Source organism: Streptomyces sp. NBC_01190 (assembly GCF_045039895.1).
Taxonomy (GTDB): domain Bacteria; phylum Actinomycetota; class Actinomycetes; order Streptomycetales; family Streptomycetaceae; genus Actinacidiphila.
Genome location: NZ_CP108580.1, coordinates 2,877,431 through 2,903,405 on the forward strand (window position 1 = coordinate 2,877,431; position 25,975 = coordinate 2,903,405).

The following is a 25,975-nucleotide window of genomic DNA, read 5'->3' on the forward strand; positions in this document are numbered from 1 at the left end:
CGCTCCCGGCGGGGAGGTCTCCGTCACTGCTCGGTGCCCTCTGCCATGGGCACGCGGACCCCGCGCTCCGCGGCGACTTCGCGCGCGCGGTCGTAGCCCGCGTCGACATGGCGGATGACGCCCATGCCGGGGTCGTTGGTGAGGACCCGGCGGATCTTCTCGCCGGCCAGGGCCGTGCCGTCGGCCACTGTGACCTGGCCCGCGTGGATGCTGCGGCCGATCCCGACGCCGCCGCCGTGGTGGATGGAGACCCAGGAGGCGCCGGAGGCGACATTGACCATGGCGTTGAGCAGCGGCCAGTCGGCGATGGCGTCGGAGCCGTCCAGCATCGCCTCGGTCTCCCGGTAGGGGGAGGCGACCGAGCCGGCGTCGAGGTGGTCGCGGCCGATGACGATGGGGGCCTTGAGGGTGCCGTCGGCGACCATCTCGTTGAAGCGTTCGCCGGCCCGGTCGCGTTCGCCGTAGCCGAGCCAGCAGATGCGGGCCGGCAGGCCCTGGAAGTGGACCCGTTCACCGGCGAGCTTGATCCAGCGGGCCAGCGACTCGTTCGCCGGGAAGAGGTCGAGGATCGCCCGGTCGGTGGCGGCGATGTCGGCGGGGTCGCCGGAGAGGGCGGCCCACCGGAAGGGGCCCTTGCCCTCGCTGAAGAGCGGCCGGATGTAGGCGGGCACGAAGCCGGGGAAGTCGAAGGCCCGCTCGTACCCGGCGAGCCGGGCCTCGCCGCGGATGGAGTTGCCGTAGTCGAAGACCTCGGCGCCCGCTTCCTGGAAGCCGACCATCGCTTCCACGTGCCTGGCCATGGATTCGCGGGCCCGTTCGGTGAACTCGGCGGGCTTCTCGGTGGCATAGGCGGTCATGTCGGCGAGGTCGACACCGGTGGGGAGGTAGGCGAGCGGGTCGTGGGCCGAGGTCTGGTCGGTGACGATGTCGATCGGGGCTCCCATGGCGAGCAGCCGCGGCACGAGGTCGGCCGCGTTGCCGAGGACGCCGATGGAGAGCGGACGACGGGCGTCGCGGGCCTCGGTCGCCAGCCGCAGGGCGTCGTCGAGGGAGTCGGCCTTGACGTCGAGGTAGCGGTGCTCGATCCGCCGGTCGATGGCCCGCGGGTCGCAGTCGACGCAGATGACCACGCCGCCGTTCATGGTGACCGCGAGCGGCTGGGCGCCGCCCATGCCGCCGAGCCCGGCGGTGAGGGTGATGGTGCCGGCCAGCGTCCCGTTGAACCGCTTGGCGGCGACGGCGGCGAAGGTCTCGTAGGTGCCCTGGAGGATGCCCTGGGTGCCGATGTAGATCCACGACCCGGCGGTCATCTGCCCGTACATGGTCAGGCCGAGCGCCTCCAGGCGGCGGAACTCCTCCCAGGTGGCCCAGTCGCCGACCAGGTTGGAGTTGGCGATCAGCACCCGCGGCGCCCACTCGTGGGTCTGCAGGACGCCGACCGGGCGGCCGGACTGGACGAGCATGGTCTCGTCCTGCTTCAGCCCGCGCAGGGTGCGGACCATCGCGTCGAAGGAGTTCCAGTCCCGGGCGGCCTTGCCGGTGCCGCCGTAGACCACCAGCTTGTCCGGGTGCTCGGCGACCTCCGGATCGAGGTTGTTCTGGAGCATCCGCAGCGCGGCTTCCTGCTGCCATCCCAGAGCGCTCAGCTCCGTGCCGCGCGGTGCGCGTACCGGCCTCGGTCCTGCCATCGGTCCGGCCTCCTCGTCGTCGCCATCACCCGTGGTGCAATTCATTCACATCCTTGCCAGGTGAATAGCTCTAGTCAACAAGGCGGCGGTGGCGATCCGGCGCCGCCTCGCCCGTCCCTCCGCCGGTCCTCGGCCCCGACTCGGCCGGTACGCCCCGCCCCCGATGCCGCCGGGCCGCCTCCCCGCTCCCGACCCCGCCAGGCGCGCGTCCCCGCTCCCGGCCCGCCGCTTCCCGGCCGGGTACCGGGGGGCGGGTGGCGTCCCTCCCCCGGCTGGTGGTGGGATGGTCGGTATGAGCGATGAGCTGGGGATACGGCGTGGCCAGGCACTGCGCGCCGCAGTGGAGCAAGGGCTGGCGAGCGAGGCCGAGCCGGTGGTCGGGCTGCTGGACGTCACCGGCATCGAAGAGTCGGCGACCGCGCTGCACGCCGCTTTCACCACCCCCGGCATGGCGATCACCCACACCTTCGCGGTGAAGGCCGCTTCGCTCGTACCGGTCCTGGCGCTGCTCGGCGAGTGCGGGCTCGGCGCGGAGGTGGCGAGCCCCGGCGAGCTGGCACTGGCGCGGGCGGCCGGCATCCCGGCCGACCGGACGGTGCTCGACTCCCCCGCCAAGACGGTCGCCGAACTGCGCACCGCGCTGGGACTCGGCATCGCGGTCAATGTGGACAACCCCGAGGAGCTGGCGCGGATCGACGCCCTGCGGTCGACCGTGCCCGGCGGCGGCTCGCCGGTGGGGCTGCGGGTCAATCCGCAGGTCGGCGGCGGCAGCATCGGGGCGATGAGCACGGCGACCGCCACGTCCAAGTTCGGTGTCGCGCTGCGCGACCCGGGCGCCGAGGAGTGGGTGCTGCGCACCTACGCGGAACGCCCGTGGCTCAACCGCCTGCACACCCACACCGGTTCGCAAGGGGTACCGCTGGAGCTGATGGCCGAGGGGGTCAGGGCCGCCTACGACCTGGCCGAGCGGATCAACCAGGCTGCCGGAAGGCAGCAGGTCACGGTGCTGGACATCGGCGGCGGTCTGCCGGTCAACTTCGACTCGGACGAGATCACGCCGGCCTTCGCGGACTACGCCGCCCTGCTGCGGACCCGGGTGCCCGGGCTCTTCGACGGACGCTACGGACTGGTCACCGAGTTCGGCCGCTCGCTGCTGGCCAAGAACGGCTCGGTGCTGGCCCGGGTCGAATACGCCAAGTCGGCCGGCGGTCGGCCGATAGCCGTCACCCACGCCGGTGCCCAGGTCGCCACCCGGACCGTCTTCGTACCGGACGCCTGGCCGATCCGGGTACTCGCCCTGGACGGCAAGGGCCAGGAGAAGAGCGGGCCGCCGGTGGTCCAGGACGTCGCGGGGCCGTGCTGCTTCGCCGGCGACCTGGTGGCCAAGGGATGTCGGCTGCCGCTGCTCGCGGCCGGCGACCATGTCGCCCTGCTCGACACCGGCGCCTACTACTTCTCCAACCACTTCGCGTACAACTCGCTGCCCCGCCCGGCGGTCCACGGCTACCGCGTCCGCGAGGACGGCGGGGTGAGCTTCAGTCCGGTCCGGGCGGCCCAGAGCGAGGCGGAGGTGGTCGCGGAGAGCGGCGGCGGACTGCCCCCACTGCGCCGGGCCCAGTGACAGCGGGCCGGACCGGCCGAATACGGCGGACAGGCCGGCAGCCCGAGCAGTGCGTGCCCGGCAGCGCCGGGCCGCCCGGGAGGGCAGGGTCCGGTAAAGCGCGGCCGGTCGCAACCTGCCCTTCACCCCCGGCGGCGCCGGCCGCCACCCGGGGCCGCGTCGCCGGCGGCTATCCCGGTGAGCTGGTAGGCGGGCGGGTCGCTGTCCGGGCGCACCCACAGCAGGGCGTCCCGGGAGCGCTCGATCCGGCCCACCCGCACCGACTTCGCCCACAGGCCGGCGCCCACCCCCGCGAGCAGCATCCCGCCGGCGCACGGCAGCAGGGCCGAGGACCCGGCGGCGACCAGGAACGCGGCCAGCAGCCACCAGCGGCGCCGCCGCAGCCAGCTCCGGGCGGTCACCTTGCGGTCCTGGAGGAACACCGCCTTCGCGGCCCGCGCCGCCTCGTTCGCCCGCGCTCCGTACCGGCCGCCCCGGATCACGAACGCGACCACCGCCGCCACGACGAAGAGCGCCGCCCCGGCCATGACCCCGATACGGCGTCCGGTCGGACTGAACGTCACCGCCGTCCCCGGCGCGGCGGCCATCACCCCCAGCCACCACAGCCAGCACGCCGCCACCCGCACCGTCACCGCTACCCGTGCCAATGTGTAGGCCCCGCGCACCACGACGTACTCCCTCCTCGTCTTCGGTAAGTGGTCGGGAGAGTACTTCGCGTTTCTCAGATTTTCGTTAAGACGTTCAGACTCAGTCGACGAACATGCCGCGCGCCGCCGCGTACGCGTCGAACTCCTCAAGCCGGGCCTGCGCGTCCGGCAGCGCGTCGCACATCGACTCCAGCAGCACCCGGCCGAGCAGCATGGGCGCGCACGCGGTGTCGAAGGCCAGGCCGGTGCCGACGGCCGCCGGGAGGAGCAGGTCGCTGACGGCGGCCACCGGGGCGAAGGCGCTGTCCGCCACGGTCACCACGGTGAGACCGGCCGCCCGCGCATAAGTCAGCGCGTCGACCACCTCGCGGGGGTGGCGCGGCAGCGCGAAGCACAGCAGCGCGCTCGCCCCGGCCCGGACCGAGGCGTCGACGCGGTCGGCGAGCATCGTGCCGCCCTCGTCCAGCAGCCGCACATCGGGGTGCACCTTCGCCGCGAAGTAGGCGAAGCCCCGCGCCTGGGCGCCGGCCGCGCGCAGGCCGAGGACCGGCAGCGGGCGGGACCCGGCGAGCACCGCCCCGGCCCTGGCGACGGGTGCCGGGTCGGCGAGCAGTGCGGCCAGGTGCCGCAGATTCTCGATCTCCGCGTGCACAGCCTGCTGGTAGGCGTTGTACGCGGCGCCCGCCGGCAGGGCTTGGGCGGGTGCGACCTCGCGCAGGTGGCGGCGCAGCGCGGGATAGCCGTCGAAGCCCAGGGCGACCGCGAACCGGGTCACCGACGGCTGGCTGACACCGGCGAGCTCGGCCACCTCCACGCTGGACAGGAAGGGCGCCTCGTCCGCCTTCCGCACCAGGCAGTGCGCGATCCGCCGCTGGGTGGGCGTCAGCCGGTGGGCCTCGAAGAGCCTCAGCAGCCGCGCCGACGCCTGCCCCGCCCCTTCCGCCGCCCCGATCACCGTGCCGCCACCGGCTCCCACCCCGCCGCCACCGCTGTCCCCACCGACCCCGGTGCTCGTCCCGATCCCGGTGCTCGTCCCGACCCCGCCACCGATCCCCGTACCGCTGCCGCCCGCAGCCCCACCGACGGCGATGCCGCGCTCCGCACCGACGGCTACCACCCCACTGTCGCCTTGCGCCGCATCACTCATCGCAGTCCCGTCCCGACCCATGGCCCAGCGGGCCGCTATTCACCGGAACACGACTCTGCATGAGGCTATTCAGTCACGCAAGACGGGCGGCAACGGCAACGGACCTCCGCCACTCACCATCCCGCACCACCCTTCGCCGATCCTTCACCCGCCCAGCATCGCCCAAGCACCCCCGTTCCCCACCCCTCGCCTCCGACCATCCACAATCACCCACAGTCACCCGCCGCTCCGCCAGCGTAACGGAAAGGGCCGGACAGGTGATCAACACCTGTCCGGCCCCGTGGAAAACCACGATCGGCTCCGGCCGACCTCAGCCGCCCCCGGCCTCAGCCCCGGCCGGAACCGTCCGCTCCCGCACCCATGTTCAGGTGTTCAGGCCTGCTCAGCGGCGCCCGGAATCGTCCAACTCCGGCGCGTCCCGTGTCTCGCCGCCCTCCGGACGACCGTCACCGGCCGCCAGGAGCTCGCCGGTGTGGCCCCCGTCGCCACGGTCCGCGTGCCCGGGCCACCAGGCGGCGTGCCCGATGAGCGCGGTGAGGCTCGGCGTGAAGAACATCGCCATCACGAACGCGGCGACCACGATGCCGAAGGCGATCGCGAACCCCATCTCGACCAGGAAGGCGTTGCCGCCCAGCATCAGCGTGGCGAAGGTGGCCGCCAGGATGAAGCCGGCCGAGGCGATCGTCGGCCCGGCGTGCCGCAGCGCCGCAGCGGCCGCCTCACGCGGCTCCTTGCCCTCACGGGCCTCCTCCCGCAGCCGGGCGATCATCAGGATGTTGTAGTCGGTACCGATGGCGACCACGAACAGGTACATGATGATCGGCAGCAGGAAGATCAGCCCGTCACCGCGGCCGAAGATCAGCACCGTCGCGCCGAGCGTCGCGCCGAAGCCGAGCGCCACCGACGCGATCAGGTACCAGGGCGCGACCACACTGCGCAGCAGCAGCCCCAGGATGACCATGATCAGGATCGCGGCGATCGGGAAGACCGTGCGGTAGTCGTGGTCGACCGCCGCGTTGATGTCCCGGTAGATCGAGGACGTACCGCCGACCACCGCCTCGGTGCCCGGCGGCGCGCCGGCGGCGGCCACCGTGCGGACCTTGCCCACCGCGGAGATGGCCTGGTCGCTGGCGCCCGAGTACTTGAGCGTCAGATCGACCAGGGCCGTCGTGTGGTCCTTGTTGAGGCCGGTCTTCTGGTCGAAGGACGCACTGGCGACCCCGTCGACCTGGCGCAGCTTGCCGACGAAGCCGGAGAAGTCCACCGAGTCGAGCGGCTTGCCGTTGGTGCTGGTGAGGAAGACCGAGGTCGGGTCGGCGGCGCCGGCGGAGTACGCCTTCTCCATGGTGTCCTGGACGACGACCGATTCCTTGGTCTTCGGGATGGACCCGGAGGCGAGGTCGTAGTTCGCCTTGAAGCCGAACGTGCCGAGCGCCAGCACCACCATGACCAGGCCGGAGAAGACGGCCACCATCGCGGACTTGCGGCCGACCAGCCGGCCGAGGGCCGCGAAGCGGGCGTCCGACGGCTCCTCGCCCCACTTCTTGCCGGGCCAGAACAGCGCACGCGGCGGAATCAGCGAGCAGATGGCCGGGAAGAGGGTCAGACCGGCGATCAGGGTGACGGCGACCAGGATGGCCAGCGCCGGGCCGAGCTGGGTGAGGAAGCCCAGGGTGGAGAGCGTCAGGGCCAGGAAGGAGATGATCACCGCGCCTGCCGCCGAGGCGATCGCCTCGCCGACCCTGGTGACGCTGTTGATCATCGCCTGCTTGGGTTCGTCACCCAGACGCAGCCGCTCCCGGTAACGGAACATCAGGAAGAGGAAGTAGTCGGTGCCCACGCCGAGCACCACCACGATCAGCAGCGCCGAGACACTGCTGTTGGCCTGGAGTCCGAACAGCTTGGTGGCGTCGGCGATCAGTGCGTTGGCGTCGAGGTAGACCATCGCCAGCACGAGCAACGGCAGCACGACGACGATCAGGGACCGGAAGAGCACCAGCAGCGTGATGATGATGATCAGCACGGAGCCGAGGAACGCGATCGCGTCCGAGGTCTTTCCCGCGTCCTGCTGGTCAAGGGCCTGTGCGGCCTGACCGCCGACCTGCGCCTTCAGATCGGTGCCCTTGGTGAGCGCCGTGGAGTCGGTGCGCAGCGCCTTGGCCGCGTCCGCCTGCTTGGGCTGGCCGGCCGACTTCTTGTCCATCTGGACCAGCGCCGTCTGGTACTTGCCGTCCTTGGACGGGCTGCCGGCGATGACCTTCTGGACTTGGTCGATCTTCTTCTCGCCCAGTTCGTTGGTGATCCGGGTGATGTCGGCCTTGTCTGCGGCGGTGAGCGGGGCGTGGTCGGCCCGCTCGTAGAGGACGATCGCGGCCGGCGTGAAGGCGGCGGGGAACGCCTTCTGCTGGATGTCCATCGCCTTGATCGACTGATAGCTGCTGGGCAGGAAGCTGCTCTCGTCACTGTTCGACGGCAGGTTCGGTGCGGTGGAGACGATCGCGACGGTCGCTATGAGCCATACGACGATCGTCCAGATGGGATGGCGGACGACGGTGCGTCCGATGCGGTGGAACATGCGGTGCTGCCTCCATGGCAGGACGTATCACCGCCACCCTTTGGAGCGGGACCCGGGTATCGGCGACCCGGACGGTGTGCACACCCCGTCCGGCGGTTGTCTTATGGGCTGGGCTGATCGGGCACGATCTTACTTGCCGACCGGCAAGCTAACGACACGATTTTAGTTGCCCACCAGCAATCATTTGCTGGTGGCCCCCCATCCTGTCGCCGATCGTCACTCCTTCGCCGCGCATTTGTCGCCCATTCGTCGCCCGCGCGCACCGGCCGCGCCTGCCCTTCAGATCGGCGGCAGCAACCGCTTCTGCGGCTTCCCCATGGCGTTGCGCGGGAGCGCGGCGAGAAAGCGCACCTCGCGTGGCCGCTTGTGCACCGACAGCCGGGCCGCGACGAAGTCGGTGAGTTCCCGCTCGCTCACCCCGGTGGCGACCACATAGGCCACGATCTGCTGCCCCAGATCCGCGTGCGGCGCGCCGACCACGGCCGCCTCCCGGACCGCGGGGTGGGCGAGCAGCGCGTTCTCCACCTCGCCCGCGCCGATCCGGTAGCCGCCGGACTTGATCAGATCGGTGGAGGCCCGGCCGACGATCCGGTGGGTGCCGTCGGGATCGATCGAGGCGATGTCGCCGGTACGGAACCAGCCGTCGTCGGTGTAGGCGGCCGCGGTCGCCTCCGGCCGGCCCAGGTAGCCGTCGAAGAGCGTCGGGCCCTTGAGTTGCAGCTCGCCGACCCCGTCGACGGCGTCGGCGATCCGGGTGCTGACGCCGGTCAACGGGGTGCCGACCGCACCCGGCCGGCGCTCTCCCGCAGCCCGCGCGCTCACCGTGATCAGCGTCTCCGTCATGCCGTAGCGCTCCACCGGTTCATGACCGGTCAGCGCGTGCAGGGCGTGGAAGACCGGCGCGGGGAGCGGGGCGCTGCCGGACACCAGCAACCGGGCCCCGGACAGCGCCCGGGCGGCGGCCTCGTCCTGTGCCACCCGGTGCCACACCGTGGGCACCCCGAAGTAGAGGCTGCCCCGGGCCGCCGCGTAGGCCGCGGGGAGGGGGCGCCCGGTGTGCACCAGACGGCTGCCGGTGCGCAGCGCCCCCAGGACGCCGAGCACCAGGCCGTGCACATGGAAGAGCGGCAGCCCGTGCACCAGGGTGTCGTCGGCGGTCCACTCCCAGGCGGTGGCCAGCGCGTCCAGGTCGGCGGCGATCGCGGCCCGGGAGATCAGCACGCCCTTCGGCGGCCCTGTCGTGCCCGAGGTGTAGAGGATCAGCGCGGTGTCGCCGGCCGGCTCCCCGCGGTGGTCGGCGCGCTCCGCGAAGTCCACCGGCAGCACCTCGGCGCCGGAGTCCCGCAGGACATGGGCGCGTTCCTCCGCGCCGGCGTCCGGGGCGATGGGGACGACGGGAACGCCCGCGAGCAGGCCGCCGACGACCGCGGCGACCGTCTCCAGGGAGGCGGTCGCCTCGACCGCGAGCGCCTTGGTCCCCGCCGCGCGCCGCGCCACCGCGCCGGCCGCGCCCAGCAGTTCCTGGTAGCCGCAGGACCTGCCGTCCACGGTCAGCGCGTCCGCCCGGTCGTCGCCCGCGTCCAGGGCGGTGAGCAGCGGCGCGTCGGGCATGAGGGTCTCTCCTCCAGGACGGCGGTCCCCCGGGGAAAACCGGGGGCTAACCCCAGTGTCGCCCACCCTCGGGGTCCCTACGGTTGGGCCATGGACGCCCGCGACCCGGAACTCAACAAGGAATTCGCCGCCACCGTGCAGGCCCGCAAGGATCTCGGGGCGGAGTACGAGTCGGAACTCGTCGACTCCTTCATGGACAAGGTGACCGAACGCGTCGACAGCCATGTCGAGCAGCGCGTACGCCGTGAACTGGCCGAGCAGCAGACCTCGTCGGCCCGGGCCGACCGCCGCCCCATCGGGCCGCCGCAGCCGAGCGCGTGGTTCGCCCGCTACGGATTCGCCGGTTTCACCATGATCGCGGCGATCCCGCTCTCCGCGATCGGCGCGGTCCAAGCCGGTACGCCCGGTCTCTTCATCACCTGGGCGGGCATCGTCGGCGTCAATGTCGCGCAGAGTCTCGCCAACGCGCTGGGCCCCCGGCACAAGCAGGAGGCCGACGAATGGTCGTGAGGAAAGGCGGAAGGAGACGGAAAAGAGAAAGGCCCCGGGAAGGGGCCGGAAAGATTAAGGGCGGGAACCGCCGCACCCCCTGGGGCACAAGGCCCAGAGGGGCGGGACGACGGCGGTTCCCGCCGGGACGCGAGCCGGGTCAGGGCCGGGCAGGCGCGTCCAGGGCCACCATGGAGTCCGGGAGCCGCTCCGGAAGCCTTGGCGCCACATCGGTGGGTCGTCCCGACCGGCGTACCGGTCGTTCCGACATCACCAAATGTGCCGGACGCTTGTTAAGCCCGTGCTGCGCGTACGTGTCGCGGGTGTACCAGTTCCGCGAATCGCCGTGGCGGGCGCCGGAGACTCCGGCAAGGGCCCGGGGCGGCCGACGGCCCGGCGCCGGACACCGTGTCAGGCCGAGGCACCGCCGTGCCCGGCGAGGAAGGCCAGCAGGTCCTGCCTGCTCACCACTCCGGTCGGCTTCCCCTCGACCAGCACGATCGCCGCGTCCGCGACCTCGAGCACCGTCATCAGGTCCGCCACCGGCTCACCCGAGCCGACCTGGGGCAGCGCCGGCGAGAGGTGCTTGTCCAGCGGGTCGTCCAGCTGGGCGCGCTTGGTGAAGAGCGCGTGCAGCAACTCGCGTTCCACCACCGAGCCGATCACCTCGGCGGCCATCACATCGGGGTGCCCGGCGCCGGGCTTGACGACCGGCATCTGCGAGACGCCGTACTCGCGCAGCACCTCGATGGCCTGACCGACCGTCTCATCGGGGTGCATATGGACCAGGTTCGGCATGCCCCCGTCCTTGCGGGCGATGACGTCGGCGATCCTCGCCTGTCCCTCGCCCTCGTCCAGGAAGCCGTGTGAACTCATCCACACATCGCTGAAGATCTTCGACAGATAGCCGCGCCCGCTGTCCGGCAGCAGCACGACCACCACGTCGTCGGGGCCGAGCGGTGCGGCGATCTTGAGCGCCGCGACGACCGCCATCCCGCAGGAGCCGCCGACCAGCAGGCCCTCCTCGCGGGCGAGCCGACGGGTCATCTGGAACGAGTCCTTGTCGGAGACCGCCACGATCTCGTCGGCCACGTCGCGGTCGTAGGCGGTGGGCCAGAAGTCCTCGCCGACACCCTCCACCAGATACGGGCGGCCGGAGCCGCCGCTGTAGACGGAGCCCTCGGGGTCGGCGCCGATCACCCGCACCCCGCCCTCGCTGGCCTCCTTGAGGTAGCGGCCGGTGCCGGAGATGGTGCCGCCGGTCCCGACACCCGCCACGAAGTGGGTGATCCGGCCGTCGGTCTGCCGCCACAGCTCGGGACCGGTGGTGTGATAGTGCGACAGCGGATTCTGCGGGTTGCTGTACTGGTCCGGCTTCCAGGCGTTGGGCGTCTCGCGCACCAGCCGGTCCGACACGTTGTAGTACGAATCCGGGTGATCCGGGTCAACGGCGGTCGGGCAGACCACGACTTCGGCGCCATAGGCCCGCAGTACGTTGATCTTGTCCATCGAGACCTTGTCCGGGCAGACGAAAATGCAGTGATAACCCTTGCGCTGGGCGACGATCGCCAGCCCCACTCCGGTGTTTCCCGAGGTGGGCTCGACGATGGTGCCGCCCGGCTTGAGTTCGCCGCTGCGTTCCGCCGCCTCGATCATGCGCAGTGCGATACGGTCCTTGACCGACCCGCCGGGATTGAAGTATTCGACCTTGGCAAGGACGGTTGCCTGAATGCCGTCGGTCACACTGCTGAGCTTCACCAGCGGGGTGTTGCCGACGAGGCTGATCATGGAGTCGTGAAACTGCACCGTTGGTCTCCGGGTTCTCCGAGATGGGTACGGCCAGCGTAGGCCGGAAACGCAAAGGCGACCGCCACCGTCGAGTCACGGAGATGTTCTACGGTGCACCTGGTTCATGTCGAGGCGGGCTATTGGGGCAGTGGAGGTGGCGGGCTCGATGTCGAGGGCGAGAGTGGCACGGCGGATCGCGACCGCGGCGGCGTTCGGCGGCGGCGGGATCAGCCTGCTGGGCGGGGCGGCGGTCGGTGTGCTGCTGACCGAGGTACGGCTGGCGAAACGGGTGGTCGGCGGCTCGGACGACGTACCGCCGCGGGCCGACGGCCGGTACGGCTCGGCCTTCGCGCACCAAGGCGGCGAGCCACCCCTGCGGCTGGGCTTTCTGGGTGATTCCACCGCGGCGGGACAGGGCGTCCACCGGGCCAGGGAAACCCCGGGCGCGCTGCTCGCCTCGGGCCTGGCGGCGGTCGCGGAACGGCCGGTGAAGCTGGTGAACGTGGCGCTGCCCGGCGCCCAGTCCGACGACCTGGACCGGCAGGTGTCCCTGCTGACCGATCCGGCGGTGCCGGCGCCGGACGTGGCGGTCATCATGATCGGCGCCAACGATGTGACCCGCCGGATGCCGCTGGTCACCTCGGTACGGCTGCTGTCGGACGCGGTACGGCGGCTGCGCGCGGCCGGTACGGAGGTGGTGGTCGGCACCTGCCCCGATCTGGGCTCCGTCGAGCCGGTCTACCAGCCGCTGCGCTGGCTCGCCCGGCGCGCCAGCCGGCAGCTCGCCGCGGCGCAGACCATCGCGGTGGTGGAGCTGGGCGGGCGGACGGTCTCCCTCGGGGATCTGCTGGGCCCGGAGTTCGAGGCGAGGCCGCGGGAGCTTTTCGGACCCGACAACTACCACCCCTCCGCCGAGGGGTACGCGACCGCGGCGATGGCGATGCTGCCGACGGTGTGCGCGACGCTGAATCTGTGGCCCGAGGCGGATGAGCGGCCGGACGCCCGCCGGGGCGAGGGGATCCTGCCGGTGGCCCAGGCGGCGGCGGAAGCGGTTTCCGAAGGCGGTACGGAGGTCGCCGCGGCGTCCGAGGCCGGCCCCCGCGGCCGCTTCGCCCTCCTCAAACGCCGCCGCCGTCGCCCCCTCCCCGCGGAGCAGCCCGCGTCGACCCCCCACACCACCCCCGCAGCACCTTGACGCCCCCTCCCACCCCGACACCGCCCGCCCGCACCGCCACCGTGGCTGAGCGCGCAGTTCCCACAGCCGACAACGACGGCCGAGCCCCCACTAGGGGCGCGAGGAACTGCGCGACAAGCCACGACGATCCCGCAGCCGGCAACGACGACCAAGCCCCGAAAGGGGCGCGGGGAACTGCGCGAACGACCACGACGCACCCGCCGACGGCGACGGCGCCCCGCCACCCCCTCACGCCCCCGACCCCACCCCCGCCCAAGCCCCGCAGGGATAAGCAAGCGCTCAGAAAGTATCCCGCATCACACCCCTACCCCCGTGACCCACCCGCTACGGGCGGGTAACTTCCCTGAGGGTCCGGACAGAACACCCGCCGCTCGCCGAGGAGTGCCGCGATGCCCGAAGCCGTCATCGTCTCCGCCGCCCGTTCGCCCATCGGGCGCGCCTTCAAGGGTTCGCTGAAAGACCTCCGCCCGGACGACCTGACCGCCACCATCATCAGGACCGCCCTCGACAAGATCCCCCAGCTCGACCCGCGCGAGATCGACGACCTGATGCTCGGCTGCGGCCTGCCCGGCGGCGAGCAGGGCTTCAACCTCGCCCGGATCGTCGCCGTGCAGATGGGCATGGACCACCTGCCCGGCTGCACCGTCACCCGCTACTGCTCGTCCTCCTTGCAGACCACGCGGATGGCCCTGCACGCGATCAAGGCGGGCGAGGGCGACGTCTTCGTCTCGGCCGGCGTCGAGATGGTCTCCCGCTTCGCCAAGGGCAACTCCGACAGCCTGCCCGACACGGCGAACCCGCTCTTCGCCGACGCGCAGACCCGTACCCGGGAGCGGGCGGAAGAGGGCGGCGGCGAGTGGCACGACCCGCGCGAGGACGACCTCGTGCCCGACCCGTACATCGCGATGGGCCAGACCGCGGAGAACCTGGCCGCGCTCAAGGGCATCTCCCGCCAGGAGCAGGACGAGTTCGGCGTGCGGTCGCAGAACCTCGCCGAGCAAGCGCTGGAGAATGGCTTCTGGGAGCGCGAGATCACCCCGGTGACGCTTCCGGACGGCACGGTGGTGGCCAAGGACGACGGCCCCCGGCCGGGCGTGACGATGGAGGGCGTGGCCGGCCTCAAGCCGGTCTTCCGGCCCGACGGCACCGTGACGGCGGGCAACTGCTGTCCGCTCAACGACGGCGCCGCCGCGCTGGTGATCATGTCCGACACCAAGGCCCGGGAGCTGGGCGTCACCCCGCTCGCCCGGGTCGTGTCCACCGGCGTCTCCGGACTCTCCCCCGAGATCATGGGATACGGGCCGGTCGAGGCGTCCGAGCAGGCGCTGCGGCGGGCCGGCATGTCCATCGGCGACATCGACCTGGTGGAGATCAACGAGGCGTTCGCCGCCCAGGTCATCCCCTCCTACCGCGGCCTCGCCATCGACCTGGACCGGTTGAACGTCAACGGCGGCGCGATCGCCGTCGGCCACCCCTTCGGCATGACCGGCGCCCGGATCGCCGGCACGCTCATCAACAGCCTCCAGTTCCACGACAAGCAGTTCGGCCTGGAGACGATGTGCGTGGGCGGTGGCCAGGGCATGGCCATGGTCGTCGAGCGCCTCTCCTGACAGCGCCCGCTCCGACACCACCCTCAGCAGGAACGTTCACTCAGAGCAGCCAACCGGCTGCGTTGCGCACTCTCTGTGACATAAGTCGCAATGAAATCGCCCCCGGGATGTGATTTTTCCCCGGGGGCTCTTCATTTTCGCAGGTCAGCCTGGTACATCTCAGGAAGCCTCAACCCGCAGACCAGCCCAATTCATGACGTTCCGTACAACCAAGGCCACGGGTTTACCGGCAGAGTGATGAGTGGGGAAAGTTTCGTACACCACTCAGGTGGGCGTTGCTGGGTCGCGTCAGTCGGGAGAACGTCAGTGAGTGTCAACTTCACCGTCCTGCTGGTCGCGGCGGGGCTCGCGGTGGCCGCGGGTTCGGCCGCCCTGCTGGCGGCTCGGGGGATGCGCCGGGAGCTGATCGCGCTGCGCCGGGATCTGGCCGGGCTGCGGCTGCCGGGGCCGCGCGCGTCCGCCGCGGACATCCGTACCGCGGTGGCCGGCGCCCTGGCCGACGAGCGGGATCGCGAACTCGCCGAGGCCCGCGCCTTCTGGGCCGAGCAGGAGGCGCGCGAGACCGCCGGTGAAGGAACGTTCTTCCGCGGTGGCCTCTTCGCCGCCTCCGCCGACGCCGAGGGAGCCGTGGAAGGGCTGCCCGACCACCCCGACCACCCCGACTACCCCGGCTACCCCGATTACGAGGTCCCGCCGGTGCTGCCCTTCGTGCCCCGGCAGCCCGACTTCGCCGGAGTGGAACCCGAGGCCCCCGAGGTGACAGTGCCGGCCCCGGGCGCGATCCCCCACCCCTCGGGGCCCGACTTCGCACCCTCCCCGGTGGTCGCCTCCCGCGACCAGACCGCCGACCGGCTCGCCGACCTGGCCGACGCGCGCGTCCCGCTCGCCGACGTACGCCCCGGACCGCTCGGCACGCTGGACGTGTACGTCTTCGCCGACGGCACCACGCTGTGCATGACCCCCGGCCACCGCGAGACCGCCCTCAAGCTCTCCGCGGCGCTGAGCCGCGGCGAAGTGCCGGTGCTGCGCGGCGGATCGGCGATCGCGGGCGCCTACGCGCTGACGTTCGCCTACGGCGAGGAGAGCATCTACGTGCTCGCCGACCGCGTGGTCGCCTCGCTCTGACCGACCGGGCCGCCTGGGCAGCAGCGGGTCCGGCCCGCCCGGACCGCCCCGCTCCTCAGCCGATCGCCTTCGCGGCGGCCGCCAGCCGCCGCAGCGCCTCCCGCAGCAGAGCGTCGGCCCGCTCCGGGTCCGCCGCGCCCGCCGTTTCCAGCGCGGCGACCAACGCGTGCCCGGCGACGGCCAGTTGATCACCGACCACGAAGATTCCGTCATCCGGCAGTTCATGGGGCGGGCGGCCGGGAAACTCCAGCAGCTCCGCCTCCCGCGCCAGCCAGCGGGCCAGCTCCAGAGCCGCCACCGCGGCGCCCGACTGGAGGCGCCGTTGCGGCAGCGACCGCAGCCGACCGGCGAGGCGTTCCACGGCGGCGGTCAGAGCGGTGCGATCGGCCATGGCGCCGACCCTACCGGGGGCCGCCGACATCCCTCGCCCCGGATCCGTCGGCCGTCCGCCGGCTCCGCCTCGGTCGTCCACCCCGCGCTCCGTAGGCCTTCCATCGGGTATCCATCGGCCGACATGGTTGCCAAGTGCCGACCACTGGGGCACCGTGGGGTTACCGGACCACCTACCGGAGGCGCCGATGTACCAAACGCACTTCTCTGAAGAAACCCACCGGAATCTGATCTCCCGCATCCCGGACTGCACAGGCCGCGAGGTCACCGACTGGCTCCGCGCCGTCGACGACGGGCCCTCGTTCCTCCGCTTCGACGACAAGGTGAGCTGGCTGCGCAGCGAGCACGCTCTCTCCTACGGCCACGCGAAGGCCATCGTCCACGAACACGATCTGCGGCGGGCCGCCCGCAATCTGCTGTAGCCGCCCGCCCACCTCGCGTCCGCAAGCTCGTCCCACGCACGCCGGGCCGCCCGGAAACCTCTTCCGGACGGCCCGTCGTGGCGTCGACGCGAAGGACGCGCCGCGGCTCGCGCGTCAGTCGCGCAGGATCGAGATCAGCCGCAGCAGTTGCAGGTAGATCCACACCAGGGACACCGTCAGACCGAACGCGGCCAGCCACGACTCCCGCTGCGGGGCGCCGTACCTGATGCCGTCCTCGACCTGCTTGAAGTCCAGGGAGAGGAAGAAGGCGCCGAGCCCGATACCGAGCAGGCAGAAGACGATGCCCAGGCCGCCCGTCGTCAGGCCCAGGCCGTTCGAACTGCCGAAGGCGTAGAAGAGCAGGTTCGCGAAGAGGGCGAGCACGAAGCCGACCGCGATGGCCAGGCCGATCCGCTGATAGCGCGCGGTGACCCGGATGAGCCGGGTGCGATAGGCGACGAGCATGCCGGCGAAGACCGCGATGGTGCCCAGCACCGCCTGCACCGGGGCGCCTTGCCAGGCGTCGTTGTAGGCACGGCTCAGCACGCCGAGGAAGATGCCCTCGAAGGCCGCGTAGCCGAGGATCAGGGCCGGCACCGGGGTGCGCTTGAACGACTGGACCATCGCCAGCACGAAGGCCACCAGAGCCGCGCCGAAGGCGAGACCGGTCCGGTCCGGCAGGACCGTCCAGCCCAGCACCGCGGCCACCGCGACCGTGCCCAGCGTCATCGCGGTCCTGGCGACGACGTCGTCGATCGTCATCCGGCCGGTCTGCGCGGGTCCCGCGGCCGGGCCCGCGTACATCCGCTCCATCTCGTCAGCGGTGAGGGGCTGGGTCCGCGGCTGGTCATAGGGGTTGCGCGGCGCCTGCGCGTACGGGTTGCCGCCCTGTCCGCCAAAGGGGTTGCCCTGTTGGGCGCCCTGCGCCTGCGCGCCGAAACCGGCGTACTCGCTCCCGCGGGTGAACCCCCGTCGGGAGAAGACCGGGTTGGTGCTCCTCATGTCACTCCTCCATGGACCGCTTCGCTGCGGCACTGGCGTCAAGATTAATGGCATGGCAAAAATTCCGGACGGCGCCCGGCCGGGGATCTTCCCCTGAGCTGGGCCGCCACTCCTGTCCGGCCCCCATCAGACCCGAGGGAACCCCCGGCACCCGCGGCGATCGGCTATGGAGTGGACGGTGGCGCCCCGGCGCGGTATCACTGACATGTGGAAACGAACGCGCGTTCGAAGATCAGGGAACAGGCCATGCCACGCCCCGACCACACCCGCGCCCTGCACGCGGCGCTGCTGACCGCCGCGCGCGGCCTGCCGGTGATCCCGCTGTCCCGCAGCAAGCTGCCCGCCGTTCGTTCGCCGCACCGGGACGAGCCACGTCCGTCCGCCTGCCGGGGCGAGTGCGGCCGGCCGGGGCACGGGGTGCACGACGCCACCACCGACCCGGCCGGGATACGCGCGCTGTTCGCCGTCGCCCCCTGGGCGACCGGGTACGGCATCGCGTGCGGCCGGGCGCCGCACCACCTGATAGGGCTCGACCTCGATGTGAAGCACGGCTCCGACGGGATGAAGGAGCTGGGCGCCCTCACCGCCGCCCACGGTTTCACCCTTCCGGAGACGGTCACCGTGCTCACCCCGAGCGGCGGCCGCCACTTGTGGCTGACCGCACCGGGGCCGGTGCCCAACTCGGTGGGCCGGCTGGCGGCCGGCATCGATGTGCGCGGCCTCGGCGGCTACGTCGTCGGCCCCGGTTCGCGTACGGTCGCCGGCCGGTATCTGCTGCTGCCCGGCACCCGGCAGCACACCCTCGGCGAGGCCCCCGCCGCGCTGCTGCGACTCGCCGCCCCGCCGCACCAAGCGCCCCTCTCACCCCAGCCGTCCCGCGAGACGCGGGGCACGAGAGCCCGCCATCCGGCCGAGAAGCGAGCCGAGGGGCTCGTCCGGTTCGTGCTGGATTCCCGGGAGGGCGAGCGCAACGGCCGACTGTTCTGGGCCGCTTGCCGGGCTTATGACGCCGGACTGGGCGACACCCTGGCACCGGCCCTGGTGACGGCGGCGGTGCACACCGGACTGAGTGAGCGGGAGGCAGCCAGCACGGTGGCCTCCGCGGGCCGGCTCCGGGCATCCGCGGAGCACTGAAGTGCCCGGAGCCGGACTTGAACCGGCACGCCCCCGAGGGGCAGCGAGGTTTAAGCTCGCCGTGTCTGCGTTCCACCATCCGGGCCGGCGGGGCGCGGTGAAAAGCGTATCCGGGTTAAGGGACGCGAACAGGACGCCCAACCAGCCATGTTGTCTTATTTTAGGGGTTACTGACGACCCGTTAGCCCCTCCAGAAGGGCCTCCATGCACCACAGGCGCCCTTCCCGGCAAGGTTGGTCCTTACGCAGAAGTGACGCGAAATCGCTCTCCGCAATCACCTTCCCGGTGCGGAATCCGACCGTCCGCACCGAAAGACGTGCACTTATGCATCATTTGCAGCGACACCGGTCCGGCAAGCCGCATACGCACAGTGATGATCGGGACCGCCGAACGCCGGAGAGTCACGCCGCATTCCTCCTACCTCCCGGACGCCGGCGGCCCGCGACAATTGCGCCAGCACGGGCGCTCTCCCGGCCGCCGGCCCAGGGCGTCCCGCTCAGGACAGCCACGCGGTACGGGTCGGGGGCATGTCCGAAGTACCGTCGTCCCCCGTGCGGACCGCCAGCACCTGGTTGACGCCGATCCGGTTGCGCTCGAAGGACACCGCCGACGCGGCCATGTAGAGCCGCCAGACCCGGGCCCGGCCGGGGGAGGTCGCGGCGACCGCCTTGTCCCAGCAGCTCTCCAGATTGCGCACCCAGGCTCGCAAGGTGCGTGCGTAGTGCTCGCGCAGCGCTTCCATATCGCGTGCTTCGAAGCCCGCCTGCTCCAGCCAGGAGATGGTGGCGTCGATCGGCGAGAGTTCGCCGTCGGGAAAGACATAGCGGTCGATGAACTCGTCGATCCGGTACGTCTCCTCGTCCATCAGCGGGCGCCGGCCGATCTGGTGGTTGAGCAGCAGACCGCCGGGCCGCAGCAGGGCGTACAGGGTGCGGGCGTACTCCAGATAGCGCTCGCTGCCGACGTGTTCCGCCATGCCGATCGACGAGATCGCGTCAAAGGGCTCGTCCTTGACGTCCCGGTAGTCCTGCACCCGGATCTCGATCCGGTCGCTCAGCCCGGCGTCGGCGACCCGCTTGCGGGCATAGGCGGCCTGCTCCACCGAGAGGGTGATCCCGGTGGCGCGCACCCCGTAGTGCTGGGCGGCGTGCAGCACCATCGAGCCCCAGCCGCAGCCGACGTCCAGCAGCCGCTGGCCCTCGCGGAGCTGCAATTTGCGGCAGACCAGGTCCAGTTTGGCCCTCTGGGCCTCCTCCAGAGTGCTGTCGGACTCGGGAAAGACCGCGCAGGAGTAGACCATGGAGGGCCCGAGGACCATCTCGTAGAAGGCGTTGCCGACGTCGTAGTGGTGCGAGATGGCGGCCTTGTCGCGCCTCTTGGTGTGCACCATGCCGCGGCGGCCGCGGATCTCCTCCGGCGGCGGCGCGGGCGGCAGTCCCGGTCCGGCCAGCGTCAGCGCCTCGCGGGCCAGCCGGTACGTCGCCGGGTCCCGCAGGGCGGTACCGGCCCGCCGCACCCTCTCGACCCGGCCGACCGCCGGCTGCCCCTCGCCGCGCTCCCAGAAGAGGCCGGACAACTCGTCCAGCGCCTTGTAGAGGTCACCCTCGATGTCCAGGTCACCGGCCACCCAGGCACGGGCCAGACCGAGCTCGCCCGGTCTCCAGAGCAGCCGGCGCAGCGCCCGGCGCCGCCGGATGATGAGGACGGGTGCGCCGGACGGCCCGGCCTCGCTGCCGTCCCAAGCGCGCACGCGCAGCGGGAACGACGTCGAGAGGGCATGTTCGGCGAGGTCAAGGATGCGATGAGCCGCGTCAGCCATGGTTCTGAGCGTACGACCGAAGAAGCCTGTCAGCAGCGCTGACGCGAAAATCTACGTTGCAGATACACACACTTATGCCGCGAGGGCGCCCGCACCACGGATGGCGGGCGCCCTCGGCGACGATAAGGCGGTTTCGCCGACGATTCACCGTTGATGTGCCGGTGGCTCGTCGACAGCTCGCTCAGGAAGCCGCGGCGGTCTCCGCCGGCTTGTCAGCGGGAGCCGCGGGAGCTGCTTGGCCGGCCGGCCGGACCGGTGCGGCGGCCTGCGCCGGGACCGGCCTCGCGGCCACCGCGAACTCCTCGCGGGGGTGCTCGATGGCGCCGAGCGAGACGACCTCGCGCTTGAGGAACATGCCCAGCGTCCAGTCGGCGAAGACCCGGATCTTGCGGTTCCAGGTCGGTACGGCCAGACCGTGGTAACCGCGGTGCATGTACCACGCGAGACGGCCCTTGAGCCGGATCTTGGTCTTGCCGAGCACGATCATGGCGACGCCCTTGTGCAGGCCGAGGCCGGCGACCGCGCCCTTGTTGGCGTGCTTGTACTCCTGCTGCGGGAAGCCGCGCATCCCCGAGACCACGTTGTCGCCGAGCACCTTGGCCTGGCGCAGCGCGTGCTGCGCGTTCGGCGGGCACCACGCGCCCTCGCCGACGGCGAGGTCCGGGACCTGGGCGTTGTCGCCCGCCGCCCAGATGTAGTCGGTGCCGCGCACCTGCAAGGAGGGGGCGGTGTCCACGTGGCCGCGCGGGCCGAGCGGCAGGCCGAAGGTGGCGAGCGCCGGGTTCGGCTTCACCCCGGCCGTCCACACGATGGTGGAGGCGTCCACTTCGAGCCCGTTGGCGAGCACCACGTGCTTGTCGACGCAGGACTTCATCGAGGTGCTGAGGTAGACCTCGATACCGCGCTCGCGCAGGTGCTCCAGGCCCCAGGTGCCGAGCTCGGGACCCACCTCGGGCAGGATCTTGTCGGCCGCGTCGACGAGGATGAAGCGCATGTCCTCGCGCTTCACGTTCGGGTAGTACGCGGCCGCGTCGCGGGCCATGTCCTCGACCTCGCCGATGGTCTCCGCGCCGGCGAACCCGCCGCCGACGAAGACGAAGGTGAGCGCCCGGCGGCGGATCTCCTCGTCGGTGGTGGAGTCGGCCTTGTCGAGCTGCTCCAGCACGTGGTTGCGCAGTCCGATGGCCTCCTCGACGCCCTTCATGCCGATGCCGTTCTCGGCCAGGCCGGGGATCGGGAAGGTCCGGGAGACCGCGCCCAGCGCGATCACCAGGTAGTCGAAGGGAAGCTCGTAGGACTCGCCGACGAGCGGCTCGACCGAGGCGACCTTGCGGTCCTGGTCGATGCCGGTGACGCGACCGGTGAGCACCTCGGCGCCGGGCAGCACGCGCCGCAGCGGGACGACGACATGCCGCGGTGAGATGCTGCCTGCTGCTGTCTCGGGCAGGAAGGGCTGGTAGGTCATGTACGAGCGCGGGTCGACGACAGTGACCGTCGCCTCGCCGTACCGCATCTTCTTCAGGATGCGGCGCGCCGCGTACAGGCCGACGTAACCGCCGCCTACTACGAGGATCCGTGGACGCTCCGTGGTGCTCATGTCTCTGAGTATCCAGCACGACGCGGCACCCCCCTCGTGAGCCCCTTCACAAGGTACTGGACAGCCTGTGCTACCCTGCCCGACTTCACGACCTGGGGGTACGCGAACCCTGTGCGCCGCCCATGGAGGCCGGTGCTCGCACCCGGCTCTGAGCAGCGTCGTTTGACTCCTGAACACGGCCCGGTCGGACAGCCGTCATACCGCCGAAACACGGCCCCACCATGGATTACCGGGGTTTGAGGTCGCCGAACCCTGGAAAATCGCCGCTACGACGCGGGAACTTCATGTGAAGAGTTTCACAAAGCTTTTCCCGGCGGACTTCGCGAGGGCCGATCGGGCCAGTGCTTCCGGGCCGAAAGGGGCAGTCTTCCGGGGGCGCTCAGGCCTCCGCGACCTTCCAGGCGATCCCGTCGAGGATGTCGTGTTCGCTCACCACGACCTCCTGGGCGCCGGTCCGTTCCATGATCCGCAGCAGGATCAGCGCGCCCGCGCCGATCACGTCCACCCGGCCCTCGTGCATCACCGGGATCGCCGCGCGTTCCGCGTGCGTCGCGGCGAGCAGCCGGCTGGTGATCTCACGGACCTGCTCGACGGAGAGGCGGGAGTGGTGGATGGCCGCCGAGTCGTAGGCGGCCAGCTCCAGGGCGATACCGGCCACCGTGGTGACGGAGCCGGCCAGGCCGACCAGCGTGCCGGCCAGGTCCAGCGGCACGGTCCCGGCCGCCTCGGTCAGGGCGGCGTCGATGTCCGCTGTTATGGCCGCGACGTGGGGGGCGGTGGGCGGGTCGGTGAGGTCGCCGTCGTGCAGCAGGTGACGTTCGGTCAGCCGGACGCAGCCGATGTCCACCGAACGGGCCGCGGTCACCGAGTCGTCGCCCAGCACGAACTCGGTGGAGCCGCCCCCGATGTCCACCACGAGGTAGGGGGTGGACAGCCCGTGGCCGCGCCCGAGTTCGCGGGTGGCGCCGGTGAAGGAGAGCTCCGCCTCCTGGTCGCCGCTGATCACCTCCGGTTCGACGCCGAGGGCGGCGCGTACGCCGGCCACGAAGTCGTCCCGGTTCTCGGCGTCGCGCGAGGCGGAGGTGGCGACGAACCGCACCCGCTCGGTGGGCACATGGTGGGCCCTGATCACCTCGGCGTACTCCCGGCAGGCGGCGAAGGTCCGCTCCAGCGCCTCGGGGGCGAGCCGGCCCGTCCGGTCGACGCCCTGTCCGAGGCGGACGATCCGCATCCGCCGGTCCAGCTCGGTGAGGGTGCCGGTGACCGGATCGAGGTCGGCGACGAGCAGACGGATCGAGTTCGTACCGCAGTCGATGGCGGCCACCCGAACGCTGCCTGCCGCGGGCCGGTCTGACGCGGCGTCCGCCGGTACGGCCGCGGCGTCGGCGTCGGCGCTCATCACGTCGTCCGCCGCCGGGGTCACGCACGGGCCCTTCGCCCACCAGTCGGGGAGCAGGGCCAGCGTCTCGTCGCCCAGCGGGTTGACGCCGGGGCCCGCGGCGAGGGCGTGCGCGGCCAGCACGTGGAGGCACTTGACGCGGTCCGGCATCCCGCCGGCGCTGGGGAAGCCCGGCAGCACCTCGATGGCGTCCCGGCGGGCGATGTAGTCCTCGTGGGCGGCGCGGTAGCCGGCGGCCAGCTCCTCGTCCTCGGCGAGCCGGGCGGTCATCCGCTTCATCTCGCCCTCCGCCTCCAGGGTGCCGATCGCGGAGGCCGCGCGCGGGCACGTCAGGTAGTACGTGGTCGGGAAGGGGGCGCCGTCCTCCAGCCTGGGCTGGGTCTCCACCACATCGGGGTTGCCGCAGGGGCAGCGGTGGGCGACCGCGCGCAGGCCGCGCGGCGGGCGGCCGAGCTGGGCCCGGACCGCGGCGAGGTCCTGCTCGGCGATCGGGGCGGGTGGTTGCTGAGGAGTGCTGTTCATGAGCCGTTCCGCGTCGGGGAGGTGGGGGCGTTCCGGGGGATCCTCGGGCGCCTGCGCGCGACCGGCCGGTACGTGGCGGGAGGGCCCCGTCCGTCGCGGGCGGGCCCGTCAGTGGCGGGAGGTGGTCGCGGCGGCGTCGGCCTGGTCGACGCCGTCCCACAGATTGTCGTACCACGGGCGGTTGGCCGCGGCCTCGCCCGCCGCCCGGTCCGCGGTCGCCGGATCGGCGGCGGAGCCGGGGGTGGCCGTCGGGAGGGGTCCGGTGAGCTGATAGCCGGTCTCCCCGGGGACCACGTAGTGCAGCCGTTGCCGGGCCTGCGCGCGTACGTAGTCCGGGTCCTCCCAGCGGGCCTTCTCCTCGCGGAGCTGCTCGACCTTCTCCTTCGCCCGCTGCGCCGCGCGGCGCTGATCGGCGATGTCGGAGCGCTGGGCGATGTACTGGCGCGTCGGATACGCGAGGGCCACCACCAGCGCGCACAGCACCAGAGCGAGCAGCGCGGCCCGCCCGGTGAGCTTGTTGCGGCGCACCGGGCGCCGGGTCGCGGCACGGTAGACCCGGGCCTGCGCCTCCTGGCCGATGGCCTTCAGCCGGGCCGCGGTGGAGAACCGGTCCGCCTCCACGCCGTGACTCCCCTCGCCGTTCCTGCCGGCCGCCTTGCTCCCGTATATCCCGTATGTCCCCGCCCACGGTACGGGACCGGGTGCGGGGACATACGGAGGCGGGGCGCCGAGCCGTCCGGCTCAATACCCTGGGCGGTTCAGCGCCCGCGGCGCTTTCAGTGCTTGAAGCGGGGGAACGCCGAGCGCCCGGCGTAGACCGCCGCGTCGTCCAGGATCTCCTCGATGCGGAGCAACTGGTTGTACTTGGCGACGCGCTCGGAGCGGGCCGGGGCGCCGGTCTTGATCTGGCCGCAGTTGGTGGCGACGGCCAGGTCGGCGATGGTGACGTCCTCGGTCTCGCCGGAGCGGTGCGACATCATGCACTTGTAGCCGTTGCGCTGGGCCAGCTCGACCGCGTCCAGGGTCTCGGTCAGCGAGCCGATCTGGTTGACCTTGACCAGCAGCGCGTTGGCGGTGGCGTTGTCGATGCCGCGCTGGAGCCGCTCCGGGTTGGTGACGAACAGGTCGTCGCCGACGATCTGCACCTTGGTGCCGAGCTTGTCGGTGAGCACCTTCCAGCCGGCCCAGTCGTCCTCGTACAGCGGGTCCTCGATGGAGACCAGCGGGTACGAGGCGACCAGGTCCTCGTAGTACTCGGTCAGCTCGGCGGCGGACTTGTCCTCGCCCTCGAACTGGTACTTGCCGTCCTTGTAGAACTCGGAGGCGGCGACGTCCAGGGCGAGCGCGATGTCCTGGCCGGGGGCGTAGCCGGCCTGCTTGATGGCCTCGATGATGAGGTCGAGGGCGGCGCGGTTGGACTCCAGGTTCGGCGCGAAGCCGCCCTCGTCGCCCAGACCGGTGGACAGGCCGCGGGACTTCAGCACGCCCTTGAGCGTGTGGTAGACCTCGGCGCCCCAGCGCAGCGCCTCGGAGAAGGACTCGGCGCCGATCGGCGCGATCATGAACTCCTGGATGTCCACGTTGGAGTCCGCGTGCGAACCGCCGTTGAGGATGTTCATCATCGGGACCGGCAGGACGTGCGCGTTCGGGCCGCCGAGGTAGCGGAAGAGCGGCAGGTCGGACGCCTCGGAGGCGGCGTGGGCGACGGCGAGCGAGACGCCGAGGATGGCGTTGGCACCGAGCGAGGACTTGTCCGGGGTGGCGTCCAGGTCGAACATCGCCTGGTCGATGAGGCGCTGCTCCGTGGCGTCGTAGCCGACCAGCTCGGGGCCGATCTGCTCGATCACGGCGAGGACGGCCTTCTCGACGCCCTTGCCCTGGTAGCGGTTCTTGTCGCCGTCACGGAGTTCCAGTGCCTCGAAGGCGCCGGTGGAGGCGCCGGACGGGACTGCCGCACGGCCCGTGCTGCCGTCGTCGAGGCCGACCTCCACCTCGACAGTGGGGTTGCCTCGTGAGTCGAGGATTTCCCGGGCTACGACGACGTCGATGGACGGCACGTTGTCTCCTTCTCAGCAGGCTTCGATGTCTTCTCTTCTTTTTCCGGGACGAGCCTAACCGGCTTCGGCGTCCGGGGAGGCGCTCGCCCCCGCACCGGAGACGTAATACCCCGGCCGGGCACACCTGGGGGAGGGCG

The 25,975-nt window shown here is 71.6% G+C and carries 20 protein-coding genes, 1 tRNA gene and 1 pseudogene; 7 read left to right on the plus strand and 15 right to left on the minus strand.

The window, feature by feature from the left end; translation table 11 throughout:
* Window positions 1-23 precede the first annotated feature (23 nt).
* On the minus strand, window positions 24-1,688 hold the full coding sequence (gene hutU, locus OG519_RS12000) for a urocanate hydratase (RefSeq protein WP_405592665.1): 1,665 nt from the start codon (window positions 1,686-1,688) through the stop codon (window positions 24-26).
* A 292-nt stretch (window positions 1,689-1,980) separates the two neighbouring features.
* Here hutU and OG519_RS12005 point away from each other — a divergent pair, with 292 nt between their 5' ends.
* Complete coding sequence (locus tag OG519_RS12005) at window positions 1,981-3,309, plus strand: diaminopimelate decarboxylase (RefSeq protein ID WP_405582358.1); 1,329 nt, start codon at window positions 1,981-1,983, stop codon at window positions 3,307-3,309.
* Window positions 3,310-3,431: 122 nt separating this feature from the next.
* On the opposite strand, the gene OG519_RS12010 is transcribed toward OG519_RS12005, so the two are convergent.
* From OG519_RS12010 to OG519_RS12025, 4 genes are all read right to left on the minus strand, one after another.
* On the minus strand, window positions 3,432-3,977 hold the full coding sequence (locus OG519_RS12010; RefSeq protein WP_405582360.1) for a hypothetical protein: 546 nt from the start codon (window positions 3,975-3,977) through the stop codon (window positions 3,432-3,434).
* Between the two features lie 79 nt (window positions 3,978-4,056).
* Window positions 4,057-5,103, minus strand: a complete 1,047-nt coding sequence (locus tag OG519_RS12015) for a MurR/RpiR family transcriptional regulator (RefSeq protein ID WP_405582362.1) — start codon at window positions 5,101-5,103, stop codon at window positions 4,057-4,059.
* Between the two features lie 382 nt (window positions 5,104-5,485).
* On the minus strand, window positions 5,486-7,678 hold the full coding sequence (locus OG519_RS12020; protein WP_405582364.1) for an MMPL family transporter: 2,193 nt from the start codon (window positions 7,676-7,678) through the stop codon (window positions 5,486-5,488).
* 279 nt (window positions 7,679-7,957) lie between these two features.
* A complete protein-coding gene (locus tag OG519_RS12025; protein WP_405582366.1) occupies window positions 7,958-9,289 on the minus strand; it encodes an AMP-binding protein in 1,332 nt (443 codons plus the stop codon).
* Window positions 9,290-9,379: 90 nt separating this feature from the next.
* Between OG519_RS12025 and OG519_RS12030 the strand changes: the two genes are divergently transcribed.
* Window positions 9,380-9,799, plus strand: a complete 420-nt coding sequence (locus OG519_RS12030; RefSeq protein ID WP_405582369.1) for a hypothetical protein — start codon at window positions 9,380-9,382, stop codon at window positions 9,797-9,799.
* A gap of 390 nt (window positions 9,800-10,189) precedes the next feature.
* Here the strand turns inward: OG519_RS12030 and OG519_RS12035 are convergent, their stop codons facing one another.
* Window positions 10,190-11,584 carry a cystathionine beta-synthase gene (locus OG519_RS12035; protein ID WP_405582372.1) on the minus strand — a complete coding sequence of 465 codons (1,395 nt, stop codon included), beginning with the start codon at window positions 11,582-11,584 and terminating at the stop codon, window positions 10,190-10,192.
* Window positions 11,585-11,732: 148 nt separating this feature from the next.
* Between OG519_RS12035 and OG519_RS12040 the strand changes: the two genes are divergently transcribed.
* From OG519_RS12040 to OG519_RS12050, 3 genes are all read left to right on the plus strand, one after another.
* Window positions 11,733-12,761 (plus strand): SGNH/GDSL hydrolase family protein, encoded by a 1,029-nt coding sequence (locus OG519_RS12040; RefSeq protein ID WP_405582375.1) that lies wholly within the window; start codon window positions 11,733-11,735, stop codon window positions 12,759-12,761.
* A gap of 389 nt (window positions 12,762-13,150) precedes the next feature.
* Complete coding sequence (locus tag OG519_RS12045; RefSeq protein ID WP_405582378.1) at window positions 13,151-14,371, plus strand: acetyl-CoA C-acetyltransferase; 1,221 nt, start codon at window positions 13,151-13,153, stop codon at window positions 14,369-14,371.
* Window positions 14,372-14,677: 306 nt separating this feature from the next.
* Window positions 14,678-15,496, plus strand: a complete 819-nt coding sequence (locus OG519_RS12050) for a hypothetical protein (RefSeq protein ID WP_405582381.1) — start codon at window positions 14,678-14,680, stop codon at window positions 15,494-15,496.
* Between the two features lie 55 nt (window positions 15,497-15,551).
* On the opposite strand, the gene OG519_RS12055 is transcribed toward OG519_RS12050, so the two are convergent.
* Window positions 15,552-15,887 (minus strand): hypothetical protein, encoded by a 336-nt coding sequence (locus OG519_RS12055; RefSeq protein WP_405582383.1) that lies wholly within the window; start codon window positions 15,885-15,887, stop codon window positions 15,552-15,554.
* Between the two features lie 187 nt (window positions 15,888-16,074).
* Here OG519_RS12055 and OG519_RS12060 point away from each other — a divergent pair, with 187 nt between their 5' ends.
* Window positions 16,075-16,308: a DUF4287 domain-containing protein gene (locus OG519_RS12060; protein ID WP_405582386.1), complete on the plus strand. Its 234-nt coding sequence runs from the start codon at window positions 16,075-16,077 to the stop codon at window positions 16,306-16,308.
* A 114-nt stretch (window positions 16,309-16,422) separates the two neighbouring features.
* On the opposite strand, the gene OG519_RS12065 is transcribed toward OG519_RS12060, so the two are convergent.
* Entirely contained in the window at window positions 16,423-17,310 is an 888-nt protein-coding gene (locus OG519_RS12065) for a Bax inhibitor-1/YccA family protein (RefSeq protein ID WP_405582388.1), read from the minus strand.
* A 246-nt stretch (window positions 17,311-17,556) separates the two neighbouring features.
* Here OG519_RS12065 and OG519_RS12070 point away from each other — a divergent pair, with 246 nt between their 5' ends.
* Window positions 17,557-18,444 (plus strand): bifunctional DNA primase/polymerase, encoded by an 888-nt coding sequence (locus OG519_RS12070; protein WP_405592667.1) that lies wholly within the window; start codon window positions 17,557-17,559, stop codon window positions 18,442-18,444.
* Window positions 18,445-18,446: 2 nt separating this feature from the next.
* On the opposite strand, the gene OG519_RS12075 is transcribed toward OG519_RS12070, so the two are convergent.
* The 7 genes and pseudogenes from OG519_RS12075 to eno form a co-directional block, all read right to left on the minus strand.
* Window positions 18,447-18,529: transfer RNA gene (locus tag OG519_RS12075), tRNA-Leu, on the minus strand.
* Between the two features lie 411 nt (window positions 18,530-18,940).
* Window positions 18,941-20,263, minus strand: a complete 1,323-nt coding sequence (locus OG519_RS12080) for a class I SAM-dependent methyltransferase (protein WP_405582390.1) — start codon at window positions 20,261-20,263, stop codon at window positions 18,941-18,943.
* Window positions 20,264-20,444: 181 nt separating this feature from the next.
* Window positions 20,445-21,860, minus strand: a complete 1,416-nt coding sequence (locus OG519_RS12085) for an NAD(P)/FAD-dependent oxidoreductase (RefSeq protein ID WP_405582392.1) — start codon at window positions 21,858-21,860, stop codon at window positions 20,445-20,447.
* Window positions 21,861-22,239: 379 nt separating this feature from the next.
* Complete coding sequence (locus tag OG519_RS12090; RefSeq protein ID WP_405592669.1) at window positions 22,240-23,184, minus strand: exopolyphosphatase; 945 nt, start codon at window positions 23,182-23,184, stop codon at window positions 22,240-22,242.
* 195 nt (window positions 23,185-23,379) lie between these two features.
* Window positions 23,380-23,781, minus strand: a pseudogene (locus OG519_RS12095) (DUF501 domain-containing protein); the annotation flags it as partial.
* A 108-nt stretch (window positions 23,782-23,889) separates the two neighbouring features.
* Window positions 23,890-24,402 carry a septum formation initiator family protein gene (locus OG519_RS12100; RefSeq protein WP_405582393.1) on the minus strand — a complete coding sequence of 171 codons (513 nt, stop codon included), beginning with the start codon at window positions 24,400-24,402 and terminating at the stop codon, window positions 23,890-23,892.
* A gap of 155 nt (window positions 24,403-24,557) precedes the next feature.
* On the minus strand, window positions 24,558-25,838 hold the full coding sequence (eno, locus tag OG519_RS12105) for a phosphopyruvate hydratase (protein ID WP_405582395.1): 1,281 nt from the start codon (window positions 25,836-25,838) through the stop codon (window positions 24,558-24,560).
* Between the last annotated feature and the right edge of the window lie 137 nt (window positions 25,839-25,975).

Excerpts from the sequence above, each read along its gene's own strand:
- hutU (WP_405592665.1), bottom strand. The coding sequence starts at position 1,688 with ATGGCAGGACCGAGGCCGGTACGCGCACCGCGCGGCACGGAGCTGAGC.
- OG519_RS12005 (WP_405582358.1), top strand. The coding sequence starts at position 1,981 with ATGAGCGATGAGCTGGGGATACGGCGTGGCCAGGCACTGCGCGCCGCA.
- OG519_RS12015 (WP_405582362.1), bottom strand. The coding sequence starts at position 5,103 with ATGAGTGATGCGGCGCAAGGCGACAGTGGGGTGGTAGCCGTCGGTGCG.
- OG519_RS12020 (WP_405582364.1), bottom strand. The coding sequence starts at position 7,678 with ATGTTCCACCGCATCGGACGCACCGTCGTCCGCCATCCCATCTGGACG.
- OG519_RS12025 (WP_405582366.1), bottom strand. The coding sequence starts at position 9,289 with ATGCCCGACGCGCCGCTGCTCACCGCCCTGGACGCGGGCGACGACCGG.
- OG519_RS12030 (WP_405582369.1), top strand. The coding sequence starts at position 9,380 with ATGGACGCCCGCGACCCGGAACTCAACAAGGAATTCGCCGCCACCGTG.
- OG519_RS12040 (WP_405582375.1), top strand. The coding sequence starts at position 11,733 with ATGTCGAGGGCGAGAGTGGCACGGCGGATCGCGACCGCGGCGGCGTTC.
- OG519_RS12045 (WP_405582378.1), top strand. The coding sequence starts at position 13,151 with ATGCCCGAAGCCGTCATCGTCTCCGCCGCCCGTTCGCCCATCGGGCGC.
- OG519_RS12055 (WP_405582383.1), bottom strand. The coding sequence starts at position 15,887 with ATGGCCGATCGCACCGCTCTGACCGCCGCCGTGGAACGCCTCGCCGGT.
- OG519_RS12060 (WP_405582386.1), top strand. The coding sequence starts at position 16,075 with ATGTACCAAACGCACTTCTCTGAAGAAACCCACCGGAATCTGATCTCC.
- OG519_RS12065 (WP_405582388.1), bottom strand. The coding sequence starts at position 17,310 with ATGAGGAGCACCAACCCGGTCTTCTCCCGACGGGGGTTCACCCGCGGG.
- OG519_RS12070 (WP_405592667.1), top strand. The coding sequence starts at position 17,557 with ATGCCACGCCCCGACCACACCCGCGCCCTGCACGCGGCGCTGCTGACC.
- OG519_RS12080 (WP_405582390.1), bottom strand. The coding sequence starts at position 20,263 with ATGGCTGACGCGGCTCATCGCATCCTTGACCTCGCCGAACATGCCCTC.
- OG519_RS12085 (WP_405582392.1), bottom strand. The coding sequence starts at position 21,860 with ATGAGCACCACGGAGCGTCCACGGATCCTCGTAGTAGGCGGCGGTTAC.